The 17,799-nt window shown below is 44.5% G+C and carries 16 protein-coding genes and 1 pseudogene; 4 read left to right on the top strand and 13 right to left on the bottom strand.

Features of this window, described 5'->3' with window-relative positions; genetic code table 11:
- Positions 1–1,072 precede the first annotated feature (1,072 nt).
- Positions 1,073–2,505 (bottom strand): IS66 family transposase gene (gene tnpC / locus ACZ5R2_RS20055; protein WP_464899933.1). Its coding sequence is split into 2 segments (ribosomal slippage): positions 1,073–2,316 and positions 2,316–2,505, totalling 1,434 coding nucleotides; the frame shifts between segments, so codons are not numbered across the junction.
- Between the two features lie 129 nt (positions 2,506–2,634).
- On the opposite strand from tnpC, the gene ACZ5R2_RS20050 reads away from it, so the two are divergent.
- The gene (locus ACZ5R2_RS20050; protein ID WP_464919443.1) at positions 2,635–2,892 is read left to right on the top strand and encodes a DUF3653 domain-containing protein; all 258 of its coding nucleotides are present in this window, start codon (positions 2,635–2,637) and stop codon (positions 2,890–2,892) included.
- Between the two features lie 193 nt (positions 2,893–3,085).
- Here the strand turns inward: ACZ5R2_RS20050 and ACZ5R2_RS20045 are convergent, their stop codons facing one another.
- From ACZ5R2_RS20045 to ACZ5R2_RS20035, 3 genes are all read right to left on the bottom strand, one after another.
- Entirely contained in the window at positions 3,086–3,766 is a 681-nt protein-coding gene (locus tag ACZ5R2_RS20045) for a toll-Interleukin receptor (RefSeq protein WP_464902850.1), read from the bottom strand.
- A gap of 20 nt (positions 3,767–3,786) precedes the next feature.
- Positions 3,787–4,560, bottom strand: coding sequence for a hypothetical protein (locus ACZ5R2_RS20040; protein ID WP_464902851.1), 774 nt, complete (start codon positions 4,558–4,560; stop codon positions 3,787–3,789).
- A gap of 250 nt (positions 4,561–4,810) precedes the next feature.
- A complete protein-coding gene (locus ACZ5R2_RS20035; protein ID WP_464902852.1) occupies positions 4,811–4,984 on the bottom strand; it encodes a hypothetical protein in 174 nt (57 codons plus the stop codon).
- 29 nt (positions 4,985–5,013) lie between these two features.
- On the opposite strand from ACZ5R2_RS20035, the pseudogene ACZ5R2_RS20030 reads away from it, so the two are divergent.
- A pseudogene (locus ACZ5R2_RS20030) lies at positions 5,014–5,472 on the top strand (transposase family protein); the annotation flags it as partial.
- Positions 5,473–6,648: 1,176 nt separating this feature from the next.
- Here the strand turns inward: ACZ5R2_RS20030 and ACZ5R2_RS20025 are convergent.
- From ACZ5R2_RS20025 to vxrA, 6 genes are all read right to left on the bottom strand, one after another.
- Positions 6,649–6,831 carry a hypothetical protein gene (locus ACZ5R2_RS20025; protein WP_438457498.1) on the bottom strand — a complete coding sequence of 61 codons (183 nt, stop codon included), beginning with the start codon at positions 6,829–6,831 and terminating at the stop codon, positions 6,649–6,651.
- 502 nt (positions 6,832–7,333) lie between these two features.
- Positions 7,334–7,486: a YoaH family protein gene (locus ACZ5R2_RS20020; RefSeq protein ID WP_464902853.1), complete on the bottom strand. Its 153-nt coding sequence runs from the start codon at positions 7,484–7,486 to the stop codon at positions 7,334–7,336.
- A gap of 88 nt (positions 7,487–7,574) precedes the next feature.
- The gene (locus ACZ5R2_RS20015) at positions 7,575–8,681 is read right to left on the bottom strand and encodes a conjugal transfer protein TraF (RefSeq protein WP_464902854.1); all 1,107 of its coding nucleotides are present in this window, start codon (positions 8,679–8,681) and stop codon (positions 7,575–7,577) included.
- Positions 8,682–8,781: 100 nt separating this feature from the next.
- Positions 8,782–9,609 (bottom strand): DUF2861 family protein, encoded by an 828-nt coding sequence (locus ACZ5R2_RS20010; protein WP_464919442.1) that lies wholly within the window; start codon positions 9,607–9,609, stop codon positions 8,782–8,784.
- Positions 9,610–9,683: 74 nt separating this feature from the next.
- Positions 9,684–10,343 (bottom strand): response regulator transcription factor VxrB, encoded by a 660-nt coding sequence (gene vxrB / locus ACZ5R2_RS20005; protein WP_464902856.1) that lies wholly within the window; start codon positions 10,341–10,343, stop codon positions 9,684–9,686.
- Complete coding sequence (gene vxrA, locus ACZ5R2_RS20000; protein WP_464902857.1) at positions 10,318–11,766, bottom strand: sensor histidine kinase VxrA; 1,449 nt, start codon at positions 11,764–11,766, stop codon at positions 10,318–10,320. Before vxrA ends, vxrB begins: the two co-directional genes overlap by 26 nt.
- A 324-nt stretch (positions 11,767–12,090) precedes the next feature.
- Here vxrA and parM point away from each other — a divergent pair, with 324 nt between their 5' ends.
- Together parM and ACZ5R2_RS19990 are read left to right on the top strand one after the other, a co-directional pair.
- The gene (gene parM / locus ACZ5R2_RS19995; RefSeq protein ID WP_464902858.1) at positions 12,091–13,116 is read left to right on the top strand and encodes a plasmid segregation protein ParM domain-containing protein; all 1,026 of its coding nucleotides are present in this window, start codon (positions 12,091–12,093) and stop codon (positions 13,114–13,116) included.
- Entirely contained in the window at positions 13,109–13,789 is a 681-nt protein-coding gene (locus ACZ5R2_RS19990) for a hypothetical protein (RefSeq protein ID WP_464902859.1), read from the top strand. Before parM ends, ACZ5R2_RS19990 begins: the two co-directional genes overlap by 8 nt.
- A 117-nt stretch (positions 13,790–13,906) precedes the next feature.
- Here the strand turns inward: ACZ5R2_RS19990 and pntB are convergent, their stop codons facing one another.
- The 3 genes from pntB to ACZ5R2_RS19975 all read right to left on the bottom strand — a co-directional run bounded on the left by pntB (position 13,907) and on the right by ACZ5R2_RS19975 (position 17,560).
- Positions 13,907–15,301: a Re/Si-specific NAD(P)(+) transhydrogenase subunit beta gene (gene pntB / locus ACZ5R2_RS19985; RefSeq protein ID WP_464902860.1), complete on the bottom strand. Its 1,395-nt coding sequence runs from the start codon at positions 15,299–15,301 to the stop codon at positions 13,907–13,909.
- Between the two features lie 12 nt (positions 15,302–15,313).
- On the bottom strand, positions 15,314–16,870 hold the full coding sequence (locus ACZ5R2_RS19980) for a Re/Si-specific NAD(P)(+) transhydrogenase subunit alpha (RefSeq protein WP_464903660.1): 1,557 nt from the start codon (positions 16,868–16,870) through the stop codon (positions 15,314–15,316).
- A 405-nt stretch (positions 16,871–17,275) separates the two neighbouring features.
- On the bottom strand, positions 17,276–17,560 hold the full coding sequence (locus ACZ5R2_RS19975; protein WP_464902861.1) for an HlyU family transcriptional regulator: 285 nt from the start codon (positions 17,558–17,560) through the stop codon (positions 17,276–17,278).
- Positions 17,561–17,799: the final 239 nt, after the last annotated feature.

Genomic DNA, 17,799 nt, shown 5'->3' with positions numbered 1-17,799 from the left:
AACCAATTGACCTCATTGAGATAAATGCACCAGATAGGGGCTCTATTTCGATACGGTCACACCAAAATGGTGAGTAATCGTTTTAAAGCGAGTAACAAAGCAAATTATGTTCCAAAAAAATGACACAAAGTATATTTACTAAGTGACTGTTTTATATCGACTAGTCTAAATAAACCAAAACTTTGCCTATTATCTTTGCCCCAAAGAAGGGCGTTAATGCCAGAAATGAGTGCACCAACATGTAGCGCAGATGTTAAATTATGATGTCTGTAGCGCGACTTGGGCCACCGAAGCCGTCATTTGGGATGATAAGCCAGAACGAAACAAAAATATCGAACTCTCGCTGCTACATATCGATGCATGATGTGCATGATAATGGGTCAAGAGTCAGTTGCTCGAGCAAGGATGTCTCAAGGCCGAAGATAGACTCTCTCGCTCTAAACAAAATTGGCAACTGAGCTAAGCCTAGAGAGAATGGAAAACGTCACAAGCAAAGCAGTTTGAGGCAAACCAACCATGTTAAGCGAATACCTTGATATTGATGTACAAGAATGCGTAGCGTTCGCCGGACAACAATATCAATGGATATTAGCTATTTTATGGTAAATACAATTATGTTGAATACAAATCTCCTTATGGAAGCTATGGAAGCGGTTAGCGGGTAAGGGGTATTCCGTTGTACGACTTCTATTGGTGATAATTTATATTTAACATAACACATATAATACGCACTAATTTTTGATTTGTTAACATTCAGACCAGACAAAGCTTTTTTCGAACTCAATCACGCTACACAGCCCAGAAACTCTATGTTCTTTGCAGCAAAATCACCAACTTCTGTAGATTGCTCCCGAGTTTGCTTCGGACACGCGATAAATATCAATAGTCTGCGTTCTTGTTTTTGGACAAGTATCATCGTTACCGCCTATCAATATCTTCATTAATTCCATATTTTGATAGTTCAAATCTATGATAAACTAATTTCGAAAACTTTAAATTATGGGAGCTACTTCACAATGCTACACGAGTCATTCACCACACTCATCGTAACCGTTCACCGGAGTAGCTTGACTCAAGTAGCAAGCTCAAAGACATCAGGGTATGGTTGGCGGTGCACAACAGCAGTGATAATCTGACTCAACACATCCATTGTTGATAGGCCGCGTTTCTTGCAGGTTTCGATAAGCGTATGGATCCGGCTTCGGAACTTGTCACCAGCATCAGAAGTGGTTCCATAGCTAATTTTACGCATGATCACGCAACCTCGAAGACGTCGCTCCGCCTCATTATTGGTCAGAGGGATCGTGAGATCCTTGAGGAAGACCCACAAGCTACTTTCATGCTTAAGTAAGTGAGCACACCTTCCTCGATATCGCTTAACCATCACATCTGTGCCTTTGTTGAGCCAACTATGTAACGATTTCCTCAAGCGCTGCATTCTGCGAAGGTAGACAAGTTCTGTGATGTGGCCTTCTTCTAAGTTGTGACGATTACGGAAGACCAAGTTGACAATAAAGCATAGGTGCTGACCAATAAAGGCCGTATGCCCACCACCACTGTAGTCGGCCATCTGCTGTAAGTTTCGTTTTACATGAGCCCAGCAGAGTTGGTGGTTTTCGCTAGGTAGCCAGTTGTAACTGGCATATTGATCAGAGACAACGATACCTGTGTATTTTTCTCCGAGCACAAGCTTGGCAGAGTGTATGGAGCGGGAGTATAAGATCTTCTGATAAACAAGATCCTCACTGGCAACCAGCCAACACCATCTTAGACTCTGCTCATCATTACGGATGTGTGAGGTTTCATCGATATGAACTAACGGCGCTTTGTTCACTGCCAGTTTAATGGCTTGGTGCAGTGGTGTTAGCATTGAGGCCACTTTGGTTTGAGCTTCACTGATAGCACCAATCGAAAAGGTTGTTCCCAAATGCTCTTTGAGTAGAGATTGGATTTTACGGACACTGAGATGATACTGCCCCGCAAGCAAGGCGATGTAGCTTAATAAATTCGGACCCAAGATACCTTGTGGGGCATCATCTGGTTTCTTGGCTCGAACTTGGGTTTGACAGTGGGAGCAATGGCCAGAATAAAGTTGATATTCGATGATGTGAACAACAGGCTCGGGTATTTCGTGAACTTGGTGGCGATAAAATGGCGACGAGTTTATTTTGACGTCGGGTTTTCCACAACATGGACATTGAGAGTCAGGCAAGCATTTAACAACGTTGTCAGTGGGTTTTAGTTTGCTGATTTCTCGTCGATGCCCTGTGTGGCCTTGTTGAGCTCCTCGCGTATTGCCACTACTAGGGCTTTGAGCTTTTTTCTTTCGGCTCGCTCTTTAGGGCCGTCCGATGAAGGTGATTTTGAGGAGTTCCGTGAACTGGTCGCAAGCTTATCCTCATAAAACCGAAGCTGCTCCCAGAGCTCGTCAATAAGCGCCTTTGCCTCACTTAGATTAGAGACCTCAGGCGGGGCTAGTTTAAAGCTGGCTTTTTTCTTTTTCATGGTTTCCAGCATGAGCCAGCGGAATGATCAATCAATAGGCAAAAGTGGATCAAGTGCTCTTAGTCACATTTTCTGTGTCAATAGGGGGCAGGTGAACGCTTACCACTCATCAAGCAAAACTTCACTTCATTGCAATCGGCCGCCGACTGGTTTCATGTTCTACCGATCACCGTTCGACGTTGGATCACCGACGAAATTGCGATTAATCCCATGGCCGAAAAACTTCTGATCATCAAAGCCATTGGTTATCTGCCCAACGATTTACGCTGGCAAGGTTTTCGTATCAATGAGCAAAAAGCCATTTTGATCACGCCTGAGGGTCGCGAATTTAGTCCCAAGCAACTCGATAGCTTTGCCGTCCACAAAGACGAATATCAACAACTGTAACTGTCAGATCAAGTCTGAATTAGCACACTTAACGCTTTGCCTATTAGGTATCGAGGTGTATTTGTGTAAAATTGTCGGTACTCAAGGATGAATCACGCTGAGTTATTTTTTAGGACCCTGTAAATAATTCTGTGTAACTGACGGGGTTATTGGTATTCAGAGAGACGTTCTTCGAACATAATAATAAAAGATATTATTCATCATGCTCAGAGTCATCACTTGGCTTAAAGCGATAGCCCTTAGGATATCTTTTACTGATAATTTCTTCTATTGCATCATCAGATAACCCGTCAGCTTTCAGGCCTGAGATAAGCTTATCACGTGTAACTTTCTTCACAGAACGACTAGTCAAATCTAAAAGTTTGCTGATGTCTGTTAATCCACGTTCATTCTCGATATTTCTAATTCTCCTATCCATCGTTCGAGTTGAACTTAATATCTCCAACAAAATTTCATCTTCACTGCGCTTCTCTACATGGTCGGATTGAGGAGTCTCTTCTAAAATCTTTCGAAAGTCTAATTCAAACTTTGGCCAGTATGTTTCAAAAACCAACTCAAGCGTTTTTTCTTTTAATCCTTTTTCTTTTAGTGAGCTGTTTAATGTTCTTACTAACTCCCACAATCCACCTTGAGAAGGGAAAGTATGGTTAAATTGTGATAATGGAGTACCAACATCTGTAGGTTCTAGGTCGATAAGAAATGTGCATACTCGGCTATTGCTTAGACCTTTTGCCAATGCCCCAGCTTCAAATAGTATCCAAGGCTTATTTTTATTTTCCTGAGTTAAGCAAATTATACCAATGGTAGTATTCTGCAATTGATCATTAATTTCTGAGAACCATAGCGAGCCTCTATCAATATCTTTACTAGACATCCAAGGATCTACAGCTTGAATTACACACTGCAGCCATGTATCAAGCAGTTCTGCAACCAATTTGCTTCGCTCACCTGACCAACTACAACTGCTTGTAGACTCCAATGTAAAATGTAACTTTTTTTGCGCTGAAACTTTACATTGGGAAATGTCAAGTCTATCGACTTTAGAACTAGCTCATTCAAGTACATCCACAAATTGGAATAGATTAGCAACAAAAAAAGAAAACTAACAGCAAATGAACTGTCAACTGTTAATAACGGGCTAACTTTCTCAGCAATCACAAGGCTAGCTAAAAAACCAAATATCACACCACCAATTTGTATAACTAGATTTGTCCATGAAGTTCTAACAATACCATTTTTATTTTCTATTGCTGCAATCACATCCCTATATGCAGAGTAAGTTGACTCAACCCAATCTTGCTCATCGCTAGAAACAGATAACCAGCAATTACTTGGATCTTTAGCATCAAAACGAAGTTCACTGTGACAACCAAATACCCGCCCTGTATTTCGACTTTGCTGTGATTCCATACAGATAATTACTCGCTCTACTTTATTAGCATTTTTATAGAACTTTAGTAGTTCATCTATCGCGTAGAAACGGTAGCCTTTATTGTCAAAGCGTATCACGTAACTCACTAATTGCACCTGACCTTGATTTTTCTCGTCATCAGTTAAGACATTATTTATCTTTTGTGCTCTAGATAAAAATTCATAACTAATGTCTCTGAGGATATCCTCTCTTACAGTGACATTCTTGATAGCTTCATCTCTCAGATATCGTCCCATCTAGTAACTTTCCCCAAACCTATAACGCCTCTAATACACTATCACAATAATATGAAATGCTATACAATCAGTTCACTGAATGATACGTGATGTCATCCGCATAAGTACGGAAAAATGAAAGTGGATTGTTGGGGGGAGCATTTGATTTTTATTCAGAAGCATATTGGGGGAACCTATCGACCCGAAAGCACCTAGACTGAAAATTTAACCCTAGAGAGTTCCACCTAAGATATCGCTAATTAACCATTCACTATTTGTAGTCCAATTCTCCTTGCTCAATGTTATCGATCCCCTCTTTGATTAACAGGTATTGTGCGATGCCTTGGTTTTGAGTCGCGGTTTTCAGTGCTTTGAGTCGCTCTGGACAAACCCCACGTAATTTATGAATCGCATTGACATCGGTTAGACTCGATAGCCTACCCACCCACCAAACCGGACTTTGAGTAATTACGGTTTTTGATTGCCGATGGTCTCTGGGTACCGCATTCTCAGCGGCAGCCTCGCGTTTATCAGCCTCGTTACCGTAGAGATTGTCTGGGCGTTGACGGCTTTCATCATGACTGGTTTGAAGGACGCAGCGACAAGTGTAGCTTGCTCGTCATCATTGATGATGCCACGGGCCGCCTGATGAATCTGAGTTTCAGTAAGACCGAATCCGGGTTTGACTATATGGTTGCGACTCGCGAGTATTTGTGCGAGCACGGTAAGCCCGTGGCGCTCTACAGCGATAGACACTCGATATTTCGGGTCAATTAAGAGCAACGAAAGCAAGTCGGTCAAACGCAATATGGACGTGCCTTACAGGAGCTGGGTACTGAGCTGATTTGTGCGAATAGCTCCCAAGCCAAAGGTCGTGTTGAGCGAGCCAACTTAACGCTACAAGACCGCTTAGTCAAAGCGATGCGTTTGGAAGAATTTGAACAACACCAAAAACGCAACTGCCCGTGATTAAGCCAGTCCTCACAGATCCGGAACCTTTTCAGTGGCCTCACTCTCCTACTCTTCCAAGACTGCCTTAAGGGGATACCTCTACTTGGAAGCAAGAACGCATTTTTGACTAATATTGACATTTTTATTTAAGTAATTGTAATCATTAGATGTAATTGAGATTGCAACTTCACCCGATATTACGTGACCTGTGCCGGATATTTGTGCAATTAATCAATTTAATCAGTAATTTAGTTGAATGTAATGCATTACATTTGTATCATCTGCTTTGTAACGGTTTCAGACCTGTTACCTAGCCAACTGACGTTGTTATTGAACTAGGATTGTTCAAAAAAGCCAGGCACTCGTGTATGTGACTGGCTTTCTTTTACTTTCTTCTCTCACTGCTCAGACTTAAGTTTGCCGCTATCAACTCAGTAATATCCAGCGAACCGAATTCGTACCAATGCTGCATCTATCTTCTTGCCTGAATATAAGCTGAATGCTATTGCGCCTGTCAATGTCAATTTTTGACCACAATATTCGTGATTAGATTATTGAAGCGAAGAGCCATACTGCCAAACGAAGATTTTGGCAGTATGGCGGCAACAAGATTACGTTAACAGTAAAGCTGACGTTTTTGGCTCTTAGTTCTCGCCAAAGATCGAATACTCATTTGGCGTTGTTGTCCTCTAGTCTAGTTCGTCTTCTAAGTCCTTCTCTGGATCAATAAAAAACACAGCCTGACAGTTTGCACACTGACACTTTGTCTGTTTTCGATTTAATAAGTGACGCTCAAGTGTCGTTCGCCTTTTACGGTAAACTAACGTTTCCCGTTGGCACTTGTCACAAAAGTATTCGAATACCACCATTTTTGTTATTTCCTTATAACAGTTAAACCTTAGTCCTAGTAACAAAGGCAATATAGGAAGTTATAGAGATAAAACAAGTTTAGTGTGTGATCGGTACCAGTAAATCTATGTCTTACAGGCCAACAAATCTCAACTAACTGTGATCTGTTACTGATGGCCGATCTACTCAATATGCATTGAGCCTTGGAAGCAGAGTCATTCCCAGAACTGGGCTGATGGTAAGCACATCAGATAACATCGAGTATGAGGGACTGACGGTGAGGATGTTCTAAGAGACAGTAGTTTATGACTACTTAGCCTCAACGACATAGCCGTTGGTGTCACGCACAACATAATAGCTGTCTGCACTGTTAGGCAACTCGATATGCTGCTGTTCGTCTTTTTGAAAAGCTATCGCAAGCGCTGAGCCAAGTAAGATGACATTGATGGCAAACAGGGTGCGACCGATACGCATTGAAAACGAGCTTTCCATTAAGGGTCCTAAACAAATTTGAAGAATTAAAAAATATTTTAAATCATACAATATCACTATTGAGCAATCAATCACTGATAGTAAAAATCTCTCACAGCATAGAGTCATTCAGCTAGCTGTTGATGACCCTTTCCTCTAAGCGCCTGACACTTGCAATGCATGGTTTTTTTCTTCGTGACAGCGTCACATAACAGACTTCTAGTTGTGTGATTTGGGTAATCGTAAAAGGTGACGGTGTGCCGTGGCAGAGAAAACAACCAGCCTACACTTCCTTGCTGTTACTGCGTGACTTCAGTCTTGTAATAAAACTACTATTTCATATCACCTTTATTTTCTGCAGTAGAATACTCTTGGCTATCCTATTGATTAATATAATATAATTACTATAAGTGCCCTTTATTTGATGCATTTAAAGTTATTTAGCTTCGATAATTAACTCTATCAAGAAAAAAGAAACCAGCGCAGAGCTGGTCTCTTTTCTATGGCAAAATAGTGATTGCCGCTATTGGTTCTGAGCTTCAAATTCTTGTCGAATTTCATCAGCGACTATTTTGATCGCTTGAGCTGTGCTGATACCCTGCTCCATCAGTTGTTGGATTTTCTCGACGGCCTTTTGTTGCTCTTCGTGACTGAGCGGTGGTAGCTGGTCAAACATGGTGGGTGACTCACAAGTTAAATCATTTGCTTGCATTATAGCGATTTAGCCACAAAATAAAACCCATACTTCGTGACAGGGTAACTCTTTAATATGAACTCAAAAAATTGATATAGACGCCAACCGCACTTTCATTAGTATAACTAAAGCCTAAGTCCATTTGAGTAATGTTCAGCGGTGAGATACCGAGGCCTGCGGTCAAGGTACCCTGATCATCGTTTCTAGCAAGGTTCTTGTAGTAACCCCCTCTAAATTTAAATTGGCGCATCAGATCGGCCTCAGCGCCAACACGCAGCATATGCACACTGTCATTGACGCCCGTAAATTTTTTTGCCTCATTGAGATCGTAGTCGACACTAATCTGCCAAAAGTCAGCAACCAGTCCGGCGCCAAGTGTATATTGGGGCCGCATTTTATAGGTGTATGCACCATCTTCGGTAACAAAGTCACGTGACACCATATTTCGCCCCGTTATACCAACCCGTACTGGACCATGAAACCAAAGTGCACCAATATCATAGTTGAAGGTGTTCTCTGCACTGCCATTTTGCTTGATATTGCCCAATGAGAAATCATCCAGCTGACTGACATGGCTGTATGAATAGACCCGTTGAATTTTAGGTGTAAAGCCAAAAGACCAATGATTGTTCAAAATGGTCATATATTTCGCTATGGATAGCCCGCCTTCAAGCACACCAATTGCTGCTCCCCTAACTTCTGAGTCATCATATGCTTGACCCGGGTTAGTCTCATAATCACCCACTACTGCCTCAGCAAAGCTCTCGCTGTAGAGTTTTCCGTAGGCATTCATTGAGACATACCGGTTAGGAATGGCGAAGGCTGCAGATAGACCAAGCGTGAGGGTAATGACGTCGCCGTCTAACTCGCGCAGCGCATCTTGAACTCTATCATTATCGTTAGCATCAATCGCTGACAGGACATTATCTAAATCTTCAAGCATGTTGTGCTGATCATTGTATGCAAAACCCACACTTGGCAGCAGCATACCGACATTATCATTGCGACGATAAATCGCGGTCAACGCTGGGTTGTGGAAAGGAGCAGAGAGAAAGTCACCGGCCACTACCCCCACACCACCCATGGCGTCACTCCTTGCATCAATCGCAAAATGACCGGCATGAGCAATGTGGGTAAGCACAAGTGTAAAGGGAATCAGTCTGAGGACTGGTTTCATAGCGGCTGGTTTCCATTAAATATTGAGCGATATCGATAATATCGACTGGAAGCCAGCAAACTTTAGAATTGATTACAATTACCGCCAGGGTAGTGAAAAATCACTCGTTATCTTCGAGGTCAGCCTCATCAACCGAAATATCATAGGTTTTGGTGATAATCTGTGACTGCTCGATAATGATAGGTCCCTGCCAGCGCTGACTATCTAGGGCAATCGACAGTACATAGCGGTCAGGCGGTATTTCCATTTGCTCCAACTGGGTTGGGTAGTTGGCTTGGTAGGTCTGGCCCCAAACCTCTCGATATTGATCCTCTTGATAGTTGTAGATTCGCACCGAGAGCTTAGGTAACGGACAGAACTTATTCAGCAACTCATTTTTCTCAATGCTCCAACTGTCATTATCCGACCAACGAACGATCTGCTTGGCTTTGTACTCTTCAATGATCACCCAAGTTGAGTAGCTTTGGTTATCACGTGTTTCAACGTTAAGGTGATAAAGGCCCATCGGCAAACGACTATTAAGATTGTAGGTTTTTCGGTACTCAATGTTGGCTGAACGAGATTGCGCCTGTGGCTCGCTGATCGGCGCAAACTCATTGTCTGTTGCAATGCTGGCATTGATCCAACGATCAAGTGAAACGTCCCTTAACTGTTGCGTCGCCGTTACGTCGACAAAAACACGGTACGATTCCTGTCCCGGGCTTTGAATACTGGTACGTTTGATGGAAACATTACGTAACCAGTTCGGTAACGGGTCATTTTGCAATGCTTTACCGCAATCGGCGTCGAACGACTGAACAAGCAAGTCGTTGATATGCTCACGCATTGATGGTGACTGGTCTCTCTGCAGAACCTCGACCATCACCGAATACATCTCAGAGAATGAGCCCTTGAGTAAGTGCTGATGAGCCTGGGTCAACGGAGTCACATCGTCAAACCAAGTATTCGAGGCAAATGATGAGCAAGATAGGAGACAAGCTCCTATCATAAGTGTCTGTCGGATCATGCTTTTAGTTTGTAGCCCACACCACGCAAGGTTTCAATTTCAAGGCCAGGCAATTTTTGACGTAACTGCAAAACGTGTGTATCCACGGTTCGTGTAGTCGGAAAATGATTGTAACCCCAAACATGATCAAGCAACTCATCACGAGTGAACACACGACCGATATTGCTGGCCAAAAACAACAGCAAATCAAACTCTGTTCGGGTCAACGTGATTTGCTCGTCTTTATAGACCACTTCACGTGTATTCTTGTTAATGTTTAAAAACTCAGTGTTGACCACACTATCATCCTGCTCGGATGCTTCCGGGCTGCGCAATTGTGCTCGGATACGAGCAAACAGTTCGGCTTCAGCAAAGGGTTTGGTCAGATAGTCATCAGCACCAGCATCGAGGCCAGTTACCTTGTCTTTTACGGTCACCAGAGCAGTCAAGGCAATCACAGGGACGTTTTTTATTTGCTTCCATTCCGGTAGTTTTGAGATCGAGTCGCCATCAGGCAGTTGACGGTCCAAAATAACCAGATCCGCCTGCTCCCATAAAGGCGCCACATCCGCAATAGTTTCCGAGTGAAGGCAGGTGTAGCCCGCCTGCTCTAAACTTACTAGCAGTCCGTCAGCTAAGTTTCTATCATCTTCAACGAGAAGCAGTGTCTGTTTCACAAGGTATCTCCAGTATAAATGTCGTCGGTGGACCGACGAGTTTCATATTTCCGCCCATTTTAGCGACCATCGACTCGACAATTGTCAGCCCCAAGCCAAGACCTGCTTGACTAACGAAGGGTTTTCTCAGGTTATTCCAGTCTTTCTGACCTAACTGACCTTGGTCAATCACTTTGATCAACAAACCAGAATCGGTCACTTCAATGTTGAGTGTAACAGGAGCGACGCCATACTTTAGTGCATTACGTATCAAGTTGTCGATACAGGTGCCCAACCAGTATACGTTAAGTTTAGCAGCGACATCACGGTTAAGATTAAACTCAATTGACTGGCTAAACTCTTCTTCCAGTTTATAAGTCAGCCACTCTTCGATTGACGGCACCCATTCGGTAGCAAGCGGTTGGTAGTCCGATTGCAAATAATCTTTACTCGCCTCAGCTAACTGACGCAGTCGTCGCGAGTCTTCACATAATCGACGAAATTCGTCGTAAACGGATTCTGGTAGATTCTCAAACTCGCGGCGAAAGCCCTCAACCGTTAGTGAAAGACTTGCGATTGGCGTGCGCAGCTCATGGGTCAAGATTTGCAACACCAACATGCGGCTCTTGAGCTCTTTGCGCTTGCTATCCCAACGGTAGTAAAGCCAACCACACACCAACATTATGTTAGCGATCCCCAGGCCAATCATTACCCCTTGCAAGATTTCACTGTGATCCTGAACCGACCAACAGACATTTCCACGTTGCACCAAGCATTCGCCACGCTTGTTGGTGACGGAATAAATCAATCCCGCCTGCTCGGCATGAGCCTTCCACACACTCGGCTCATACACATAGTAGATATCGCCTTTTTTTAGCCACAATTCGTCCTCTTCAAGCATCATCGAGTCACCACGAAGTAAGGCCTGAACAACGGTCGGCGTCATTTCTTGCATGCGGCCCAGCAAGGTATTTGGGTCAGCAATTGGACGCTCTTTTATGTGCATAAAGCGTTCTAGTTGAGAGTATCGCTCTGGATAGACTTGGGAGTATCGATAAGCATAGCTACCTCCGCCTGGGTGAATCATGTTACTACGGGCAAACCAGCGTTCGCTCAATTGATTGCCTTTACACAGGGCACGAACAAACACCAGTGGCTCAGTGACCAAAGGGCTAACAGGTAGTTGTCCAGTACAAGATTCCGAAAGTTGATAGAGCTTTTGGATATCCTTTAATGGATAAGAAGAGGTCTGTGGCTTCATATAGCTAGGATCAATCAGACGGTTAGGAAACTCACTTTGAATGATCCGAATGTCGTAGTTTGCTAATGCTTGCTCGACATTGAACATGGCACCGAACTGATCAAGCCGCTCAGGCAAGGTATTTGCGCGAACGGCGAAAGAGCAAATGGTGACGAGTATAAAGAGTAAAGTTCGACTTAGCACGGGCACAAATTAACAGTTTCGATGGCCTAACTATATAGCCTTTGCGCCTATTAATACACTCTCCGATGTGAGGAGTGTGTCAATTTAGCTTCATATTTTGCTCTAACAAAAGGGAATTTAGAGCAAAATACACATCAAAAACAACAACACTAAATTAACCAGCTATTCACAGGCGATTATTAAAATAACTTAAATGTTCTTAGTGTTTTTTTTCAGATTTCAAACTTGTGCCCAAATTTTGAAGGTAGCTTTGATTTTGTTGGTCAGTTGGTTTTGAATCCTGATAAATCAACCGTTTATTAAAACTATTTTTTAAGGCTTTCCATGACTACGTCCACCTTTAAAATCGCTGTCGACGACGGCTCTACCAACGTTAAAGTTGCTTGGCTTGAACAAGGTGAAATCAAAACCGTTGTTTCTCCTAATTCTTTTCGTAAAAATTGGAAGAGTGCGGCACTGAGAAAAGATAAGAAGATCTTCAACTACAGCATAGGTGATACTAAATACACTTATGACGCGACTTCAGACAAGGCGTTGGAAACCACCCATGTCGATTATCAATACGATGATTTAAACTTGCTAGCAGTCCACCACGCCCTACTGCAAACAGGCCTCTCCCCTCGCCCAGTAACCTTAGTCGTTACTCTACCTATCACGGAATATTACAATCCTGAAGATTGTCAAAAAAATGAGTTTAACATCGAGCGCAAGCGCAAACACCTGATGCGTGAGATCTCGCTAAATAAAGGTGAGACCTTTAAGGTCATCGACGTTGAAGTCATGCCAGAGAGTTTGCCTGCGGTTCTATCAACACTGGTTAATTCAAACTGTAATGAGTTTACTCGTTCACTGGTGATCGATATTGGCGGTACAACCCTTGATATGGGTGTGGTTGTCGGTGAGTTTGACGATGTATCTGCTATTTATGGGAACAACGAGATTGGTGTCTCTATGGTTACAGATGTCACCCGTAAAGCCCTAGCATTTGCGGATAGTGATTCAAGTTATCTGGTTGCTAACGAGTTGATTAAGCGTCGTAACGATCACCAATTCTTCTGCGACGTGGTCAACGATGAGAGCAAGATCGCGACAATCAAAGAGAAGATCGAGAGTAAGATCGAGGAGCTTGGCGCTCAAGTAGCCAATGAGGCGAAGAAGTTCGCTAAGAATCCAAACCGAGTTTACATTGTCGGTGGTGGTGCCCCATTGATTTACCCAGCGATTAAGGCGGCGTACGAGACCCTTGGTGAACGCGTGGTATTAGTAGAACAGGCGCAGGCTGCTCTGGCGGAGGAACTATGTCTCTATCATGCAGATGAAGCCGAGACAGCGGAAGTAGTCAATGGATAATCGTTTTAAAAAGATCAGCTACTCGATCTATCTTGATCCGACACAAAATCAATCCGATTTTTATGCGTACAAGTTGATGCAGCAATGGTCTAAACAGCAAAAGCAGTTTGCTGAGGACCCGAGTGCCGCAATCGAGCTGCATAACCAGATCCATGTCCACAAGGACATTTATCTTAGTGGCTTGTTTCTCTACCAGTTAAAACCCGAATTAGCCAAAGCCATGGCATCGACTTTAACTCAAGAGACAATTACTGAGCAAAGCTTGGTGGCGATGCTTCGCGCACACAATGTGGTGTCACAAGCCAAGTCTGATCAGCAACCGGTCACTGAGCTATCCTTCGATGCATCCGCTCAACTGGCACAATTGACTGAACTGACACAGAAGCTTGCTTCTGCTGATACTAAAACGACAGCAACACTGGATATCGACACACTTGCTGAGCAAATCACTAAGCAGCAGCAACCAACAGTAGATAAGTTAAACGCGCAGGTATCTACGCTAGAAAACTTGGTTGATAAACAGCAAAAACTGATCGAGCAACTACTACAAGCCCAACGCAATGTTCATACGCAAGAGCCATTGACAGATAAAGGTAAAGTAGTCGATATCGGTGAAGGCGTTAGCGACCGCCTAAATAAAGTACAAAAAGTTAAAAAGAAAGGTATCTTTTAAGCTTAAATCGAGCGCGGTTCCCCTCGCTCCTCGCAGCGAAGTGAAACCCGCGCCTCGCACCTAAAAAAAGCCCGCCAAAATTTGGTGGGCTTTATTATCTATAAGTGCAATAGATAATTATGATGCTAGCGCTTTCGCGATAGAGTCGACAGACTCTTTAGCATCACCGAACAGCATTGACGTATTTTCTTTGAAGAACAATGGGTTCTGAACACCGGCATAGCCTGTATTCATTGAACGCTTGAACACGACCACATTTTGCGCATTCCAAACCTCAAGTACTGGCATGCCCGCAATCGGGCTGTTTGGATCTTCTTGTGCCGCTGGGTTAACTGTATCGTTAGCGCCGATGACCAAGACCGTATCCGTGTCAGACAAGTCATCATTGATCTCGTCCATCTCTAGCACGATGTCGTAAGGGACTTTAGCTTCAGCCAGTAGTACGTTCATGTGCCCAGGCAGACGACCAGCCACAGGGTGAATACCAAAGCGAACGTTCACGCCCTGCGCGCGCAGTTTTTCTGTGATCTCGTGCACTGGGTACTGTGCTTGCGCAACCGCCATACCATATCCCGGAGTAATGATGACAGACTTCGAGTTCTTAAGCATCTCAGCCACTTCTTCAGCAGAAGTTTCCGTGTGCTCACCGTGCTCGACATCGCCCGATACCGCCACTTCTTGACCAAAACCGCCAGCGATAACGCTGATAAATGAGCGGTTCATCGCCTTACACATGATGTAAGACAGGATGGCACCTGAAGAGCCGACCAGTGCTCCGGTAACGATCAGTAGATCGTTCGATAGCATAAAGCCTGCCGCAGCTGCTGCCCAGCCTGAGTAGGAGTTCAGCATTGAGACCACGACTGGCATATCCGCCCCACCAATTGAGGCAACCAAGTGGTAACCAAAGGCAAACGCAATTAGCGTCATTACAATCAACGCAAACATACTGCCATCAACATTAACGAAGTAAATCATCAGTGCTGTTGAGACCAATACGGCTGCCAAGTTCATCTTATGCTTGTGAGGTAGGTTCAATGGTGATGATGAAATCACGCCACGTAGCTTACCAAAGGCAACGACGGATCCGGTGAACGTCACCGCACCAATAAACACACCCAAGAACACTTCCACCATATGAATCACATGTTCGGTATGTTCGTATGGGCCCGGCTCATAGACCGGTGGTTCTAGGAAGCTGTTAAAACCAACCAACACTGCTGCCATACCAACAAAAGAGTGAAGGATCGCTACCAGCTCTGGCATTTCAGTCATTTCGACTTTGCGAGCATAGAAGATACCGATGCTTGCACCGATCACCATCGCAACGATAATCCAGCCAAAGCCTTGTGCTTCTGGGCCGAAGATAGTGGCAATCAATGCGATCGCCATGCCGACGATACCGTAATAGTTACCTGAGCGAGCCGATTCTTGCTTCGACAATCCCGCTAGACTCAGAATGAAAAATAATGCGGCAACAATGTATGCCGCTTGTACTAATCCTGCAGACATGGTTATCCCCTATTATTGATCTTTACGGAACATCTCAAGCATACGCTTGGTGACGGTGAATCCGCCAAATATGTTGATACTGGCTATCAGTACTGCGACAAAGGCTAGGCCAGTGACTACTCCACTGCCTTGACCAACCTGCAGCAACGCTCCCACAATGATGATGCCAGAGATCGCATTGGTGACTGACATCAGTGGGGTGTGCAGGGCGTGAGTCACGTTCCATACCACGTAATAACCCACCACACAGGCAAGGACAAATACTGTAAAGTGTGCAAGGAAGGCAGGAGGAGCAACCGAGGCGATCCAACCAAATGCCGCCAATCCCGCACCTAGCGCGACAAATTTTTTCAGTGGTGAAGCGGGTTTCTCTTCCTTCTGCGCAGCTGGTGCAACAGGCTCAGCTTTAACCTCAGGCTGAGCAGAGACTTGGATAGGTGGTGCAGGCCAAGTGACTTCGCCCTCTTTGATCACTGTCACGCCACGCTGAACGACATCGTCAAAGTCGATATTGATGTTACCGTCTTTCTCTTTGCACAGTAGCTTAAGAAGGTTGACCAAGTTGGTGGCATAAAGCTGTGACGACTGTGTCGGCAGGCGTCCCACCATATCGGTGTAACCGATGATTTTGACGCCGTTATCTGTGGTAATCACTTGATCAGCGACGGTATATTCACAGTTACCACCATTAGCCGCAGCCAGGTCAACAATCACGCTGCCTGCCTTCATGCTATCAACCATCTCTTTAGTCACCAGTTTCGGTGCTGGGCGACCTGGAATAAGCGCGGTGGTGATGATGATATCCACATCTTTGGCTTGCTCTGCATAAAGCTCTGCGGCTTTGCGATTGAAGTCATCAGACATCTCTTTAGCGTAGCCATCACCTGAACCCGAGTTCTCCTCAAAGTCTAATTGGAGGAACTCCGCGCCCATCGATTCAACCTGCTCTGCCACCTCTGGGCGCACATCAAAGGCACGTACAATCGCTCCAAGGCTGCCTGCCGCACCGATTGCCGCAAGACCGGCAACGCCAGCACCAGCAACAAACACTTTTGCCGGAGGCACTTTACCAGCAGCGGTAATTTGACCTGTAAAGAAGCGTCCGAATTCATGAGCAGCCTCAACGACTGCACGATAACCAGCGATATTGGCCATCGAAGAGAGTGCATCTAACGCCTGGGCGCGCGAGATACGCGGTACAGAATCCATCGCCATTACGTTGATGTTCTTGGTTGACAGCTTGTCCATTAGCACAGGGTTTTGCGCTGGCCAAATAAAGCAAATTAATGTTGTGCCATCTTTTAGCAGTGCGAACTCATCAATTTTCCGTGAATCATCAACGATTGGGGCGTTGACTTTCAATATGATTTCAGAGTCCCAAACCTCACTTGCTGAGACCACCGTTGCGCCCGACGCTTCGAATGCAGAATCATCGAAACTGGCCAAAGCACCGGCTTGCGATTCTACTTTTACTTCAAAGCCCAGTTTAATCAGCTGCTCCACCGATTTCGGTGAGGCAGCAACTCGCGATTCCCCTGCGAGTACTTCTCTAGGTACACCTATCTGCATCATGAGTAACATAATCCTTTTTAATTATTTGTGTAGCTAAATCCTTAACTTAGCCATTCGATGTTACATGATTATTTACAGAGCACCACAAACTTTTTAACAGGTCAGCTCACATTACTCGCATAGAATTCGCACAGGACAGTGCCGGAGTTAACAGATTTTAAACAAAAAGAAACGAGAGCCTAAATAATAGAAGCGAGAGCCGAGAATCGAGATTCGAGGAGGGATTAGCGCGCGTGATATATTACTCGCAACTCGGAACGAAGTGTAACTCGCCCCTGCCCCTTGTTTTGAGTTAGTCACAAACTGGCGTGTGCAGACAAGAGTAGAATAGAGTCGAGAAAATACCACGATCGCCTCGCCTCTCGCAGCAGAGCGATCTCGCCTCTCGACTCTATATGGCGTTTAGCCAAAAATATTGTCACCCATTTGGTCGATAAACATCTGTGCCTTGTTAAGCATCAGTTCATTCGCGTCATCTTTATTCGATACCACATCTGAGCGTATAAAGCGGTGCTGCTTTAGCTCGCCGTCGATCTCTTTGGTAATGCGCCCTGCGATGCGAAACTGGCCGCCCTCTGCAATCGGCTCCTGATAAATGTTATAGCCTTTGTACTCTACCGGCTCCGCCTCTTGTGCAGGCGATTTTTCCTTAGACTTACCGCCGAATAATCGAGAAAAGAATCCCACTATAATGCTCCTAATTCATTTGCTTATATTGTTCGCTTGATTGGTGAAATCCATCGAGCGACTTTGCTGATTAGCATAGCCTGAAACCCTATTAACGAATAGCCTTGTTACCAGGGATTGTGGCGTTAAACCGACTGGTTGCGCATTTTTGCTCCATTTGCTTCATTTAATATATGTGACAGTGTCATTATTTTCTATGCCGGTAATTTGGCGAAAAACTTGGCATCAGTGAGAATTGT

The organism is Vibrio sabulosilitoris, assembly GCF_055391395.1.
This window is presented reverse-complemented; position numbering and strand designations above follow the sequence as displayed.

Bases quoted from the DNA above. Each gene is read 5' to 3' on its own strand.
- ACZ5R2_RS20045 (WP_464902850.1), bottom strand. From the start codon at position 3,766: ATGTCTAGTAAAGATATTGATAGAGGCTCGCTATGGTTCTCAGAAATT.
- ACZ5R2_RS20040 (WP_464902851.1), bottom strand. From the start codon at position 4,560: ATGGGACGATATCTGAGAGATGAAGCTATCAAGAATGTCACTGTAAGA.
- ACZ5R2_RS20025 (WP_438457498.1), bottom strand. From the start codon at position 6,831: ATGGAAAGCTCGTTTTCAATGCGTATCGGTCGCACCCTGTTTGCCATC.
- ACZ5R2_RS20020 (WP_464902853.1), bottom strand. From the start codon at position 7,486: ATGTTTGACCAGCTACCACCGCTCAGTCACGAAGAGCAACAAAAGGCC.
- ACZ5R2_RS20015 (WP_464902854.1), bottom strand. From the start codon at position 8,681: ATGAAACCAGTCCTCAGACTGATTCCCTTTACACTTGTGCTTACCCAC.
- parM (WP_464902858.1), top strand. From the start codon at position 12,091: ATGACTACGTCCACCTTTAAAATCGCTGTCGACGACGGCTCTACCAAC.
- ACZ5R2_RS19990 (WP_464902859.1), top strand. From the start codon at position 13,109: ATGGATAATCGTTTTAAAAAGATCAGCTACTCGATCTATCTTGATCCG.
- pntB (WP_464902860.1), bottom strand. From the start codon at position 15,301: ATGTCTGCAGGATTAGTACAAGCGGCATACATTGTTGCCGCATTATTT.
- ACZ5R2_RS19980 (WP_464903660.1), bottom strand. From the start codon at position 16,870: ATGCAGATAGGTGTACCTAGAGAAGTACTCGCAGGGGAATCGCGAGTT.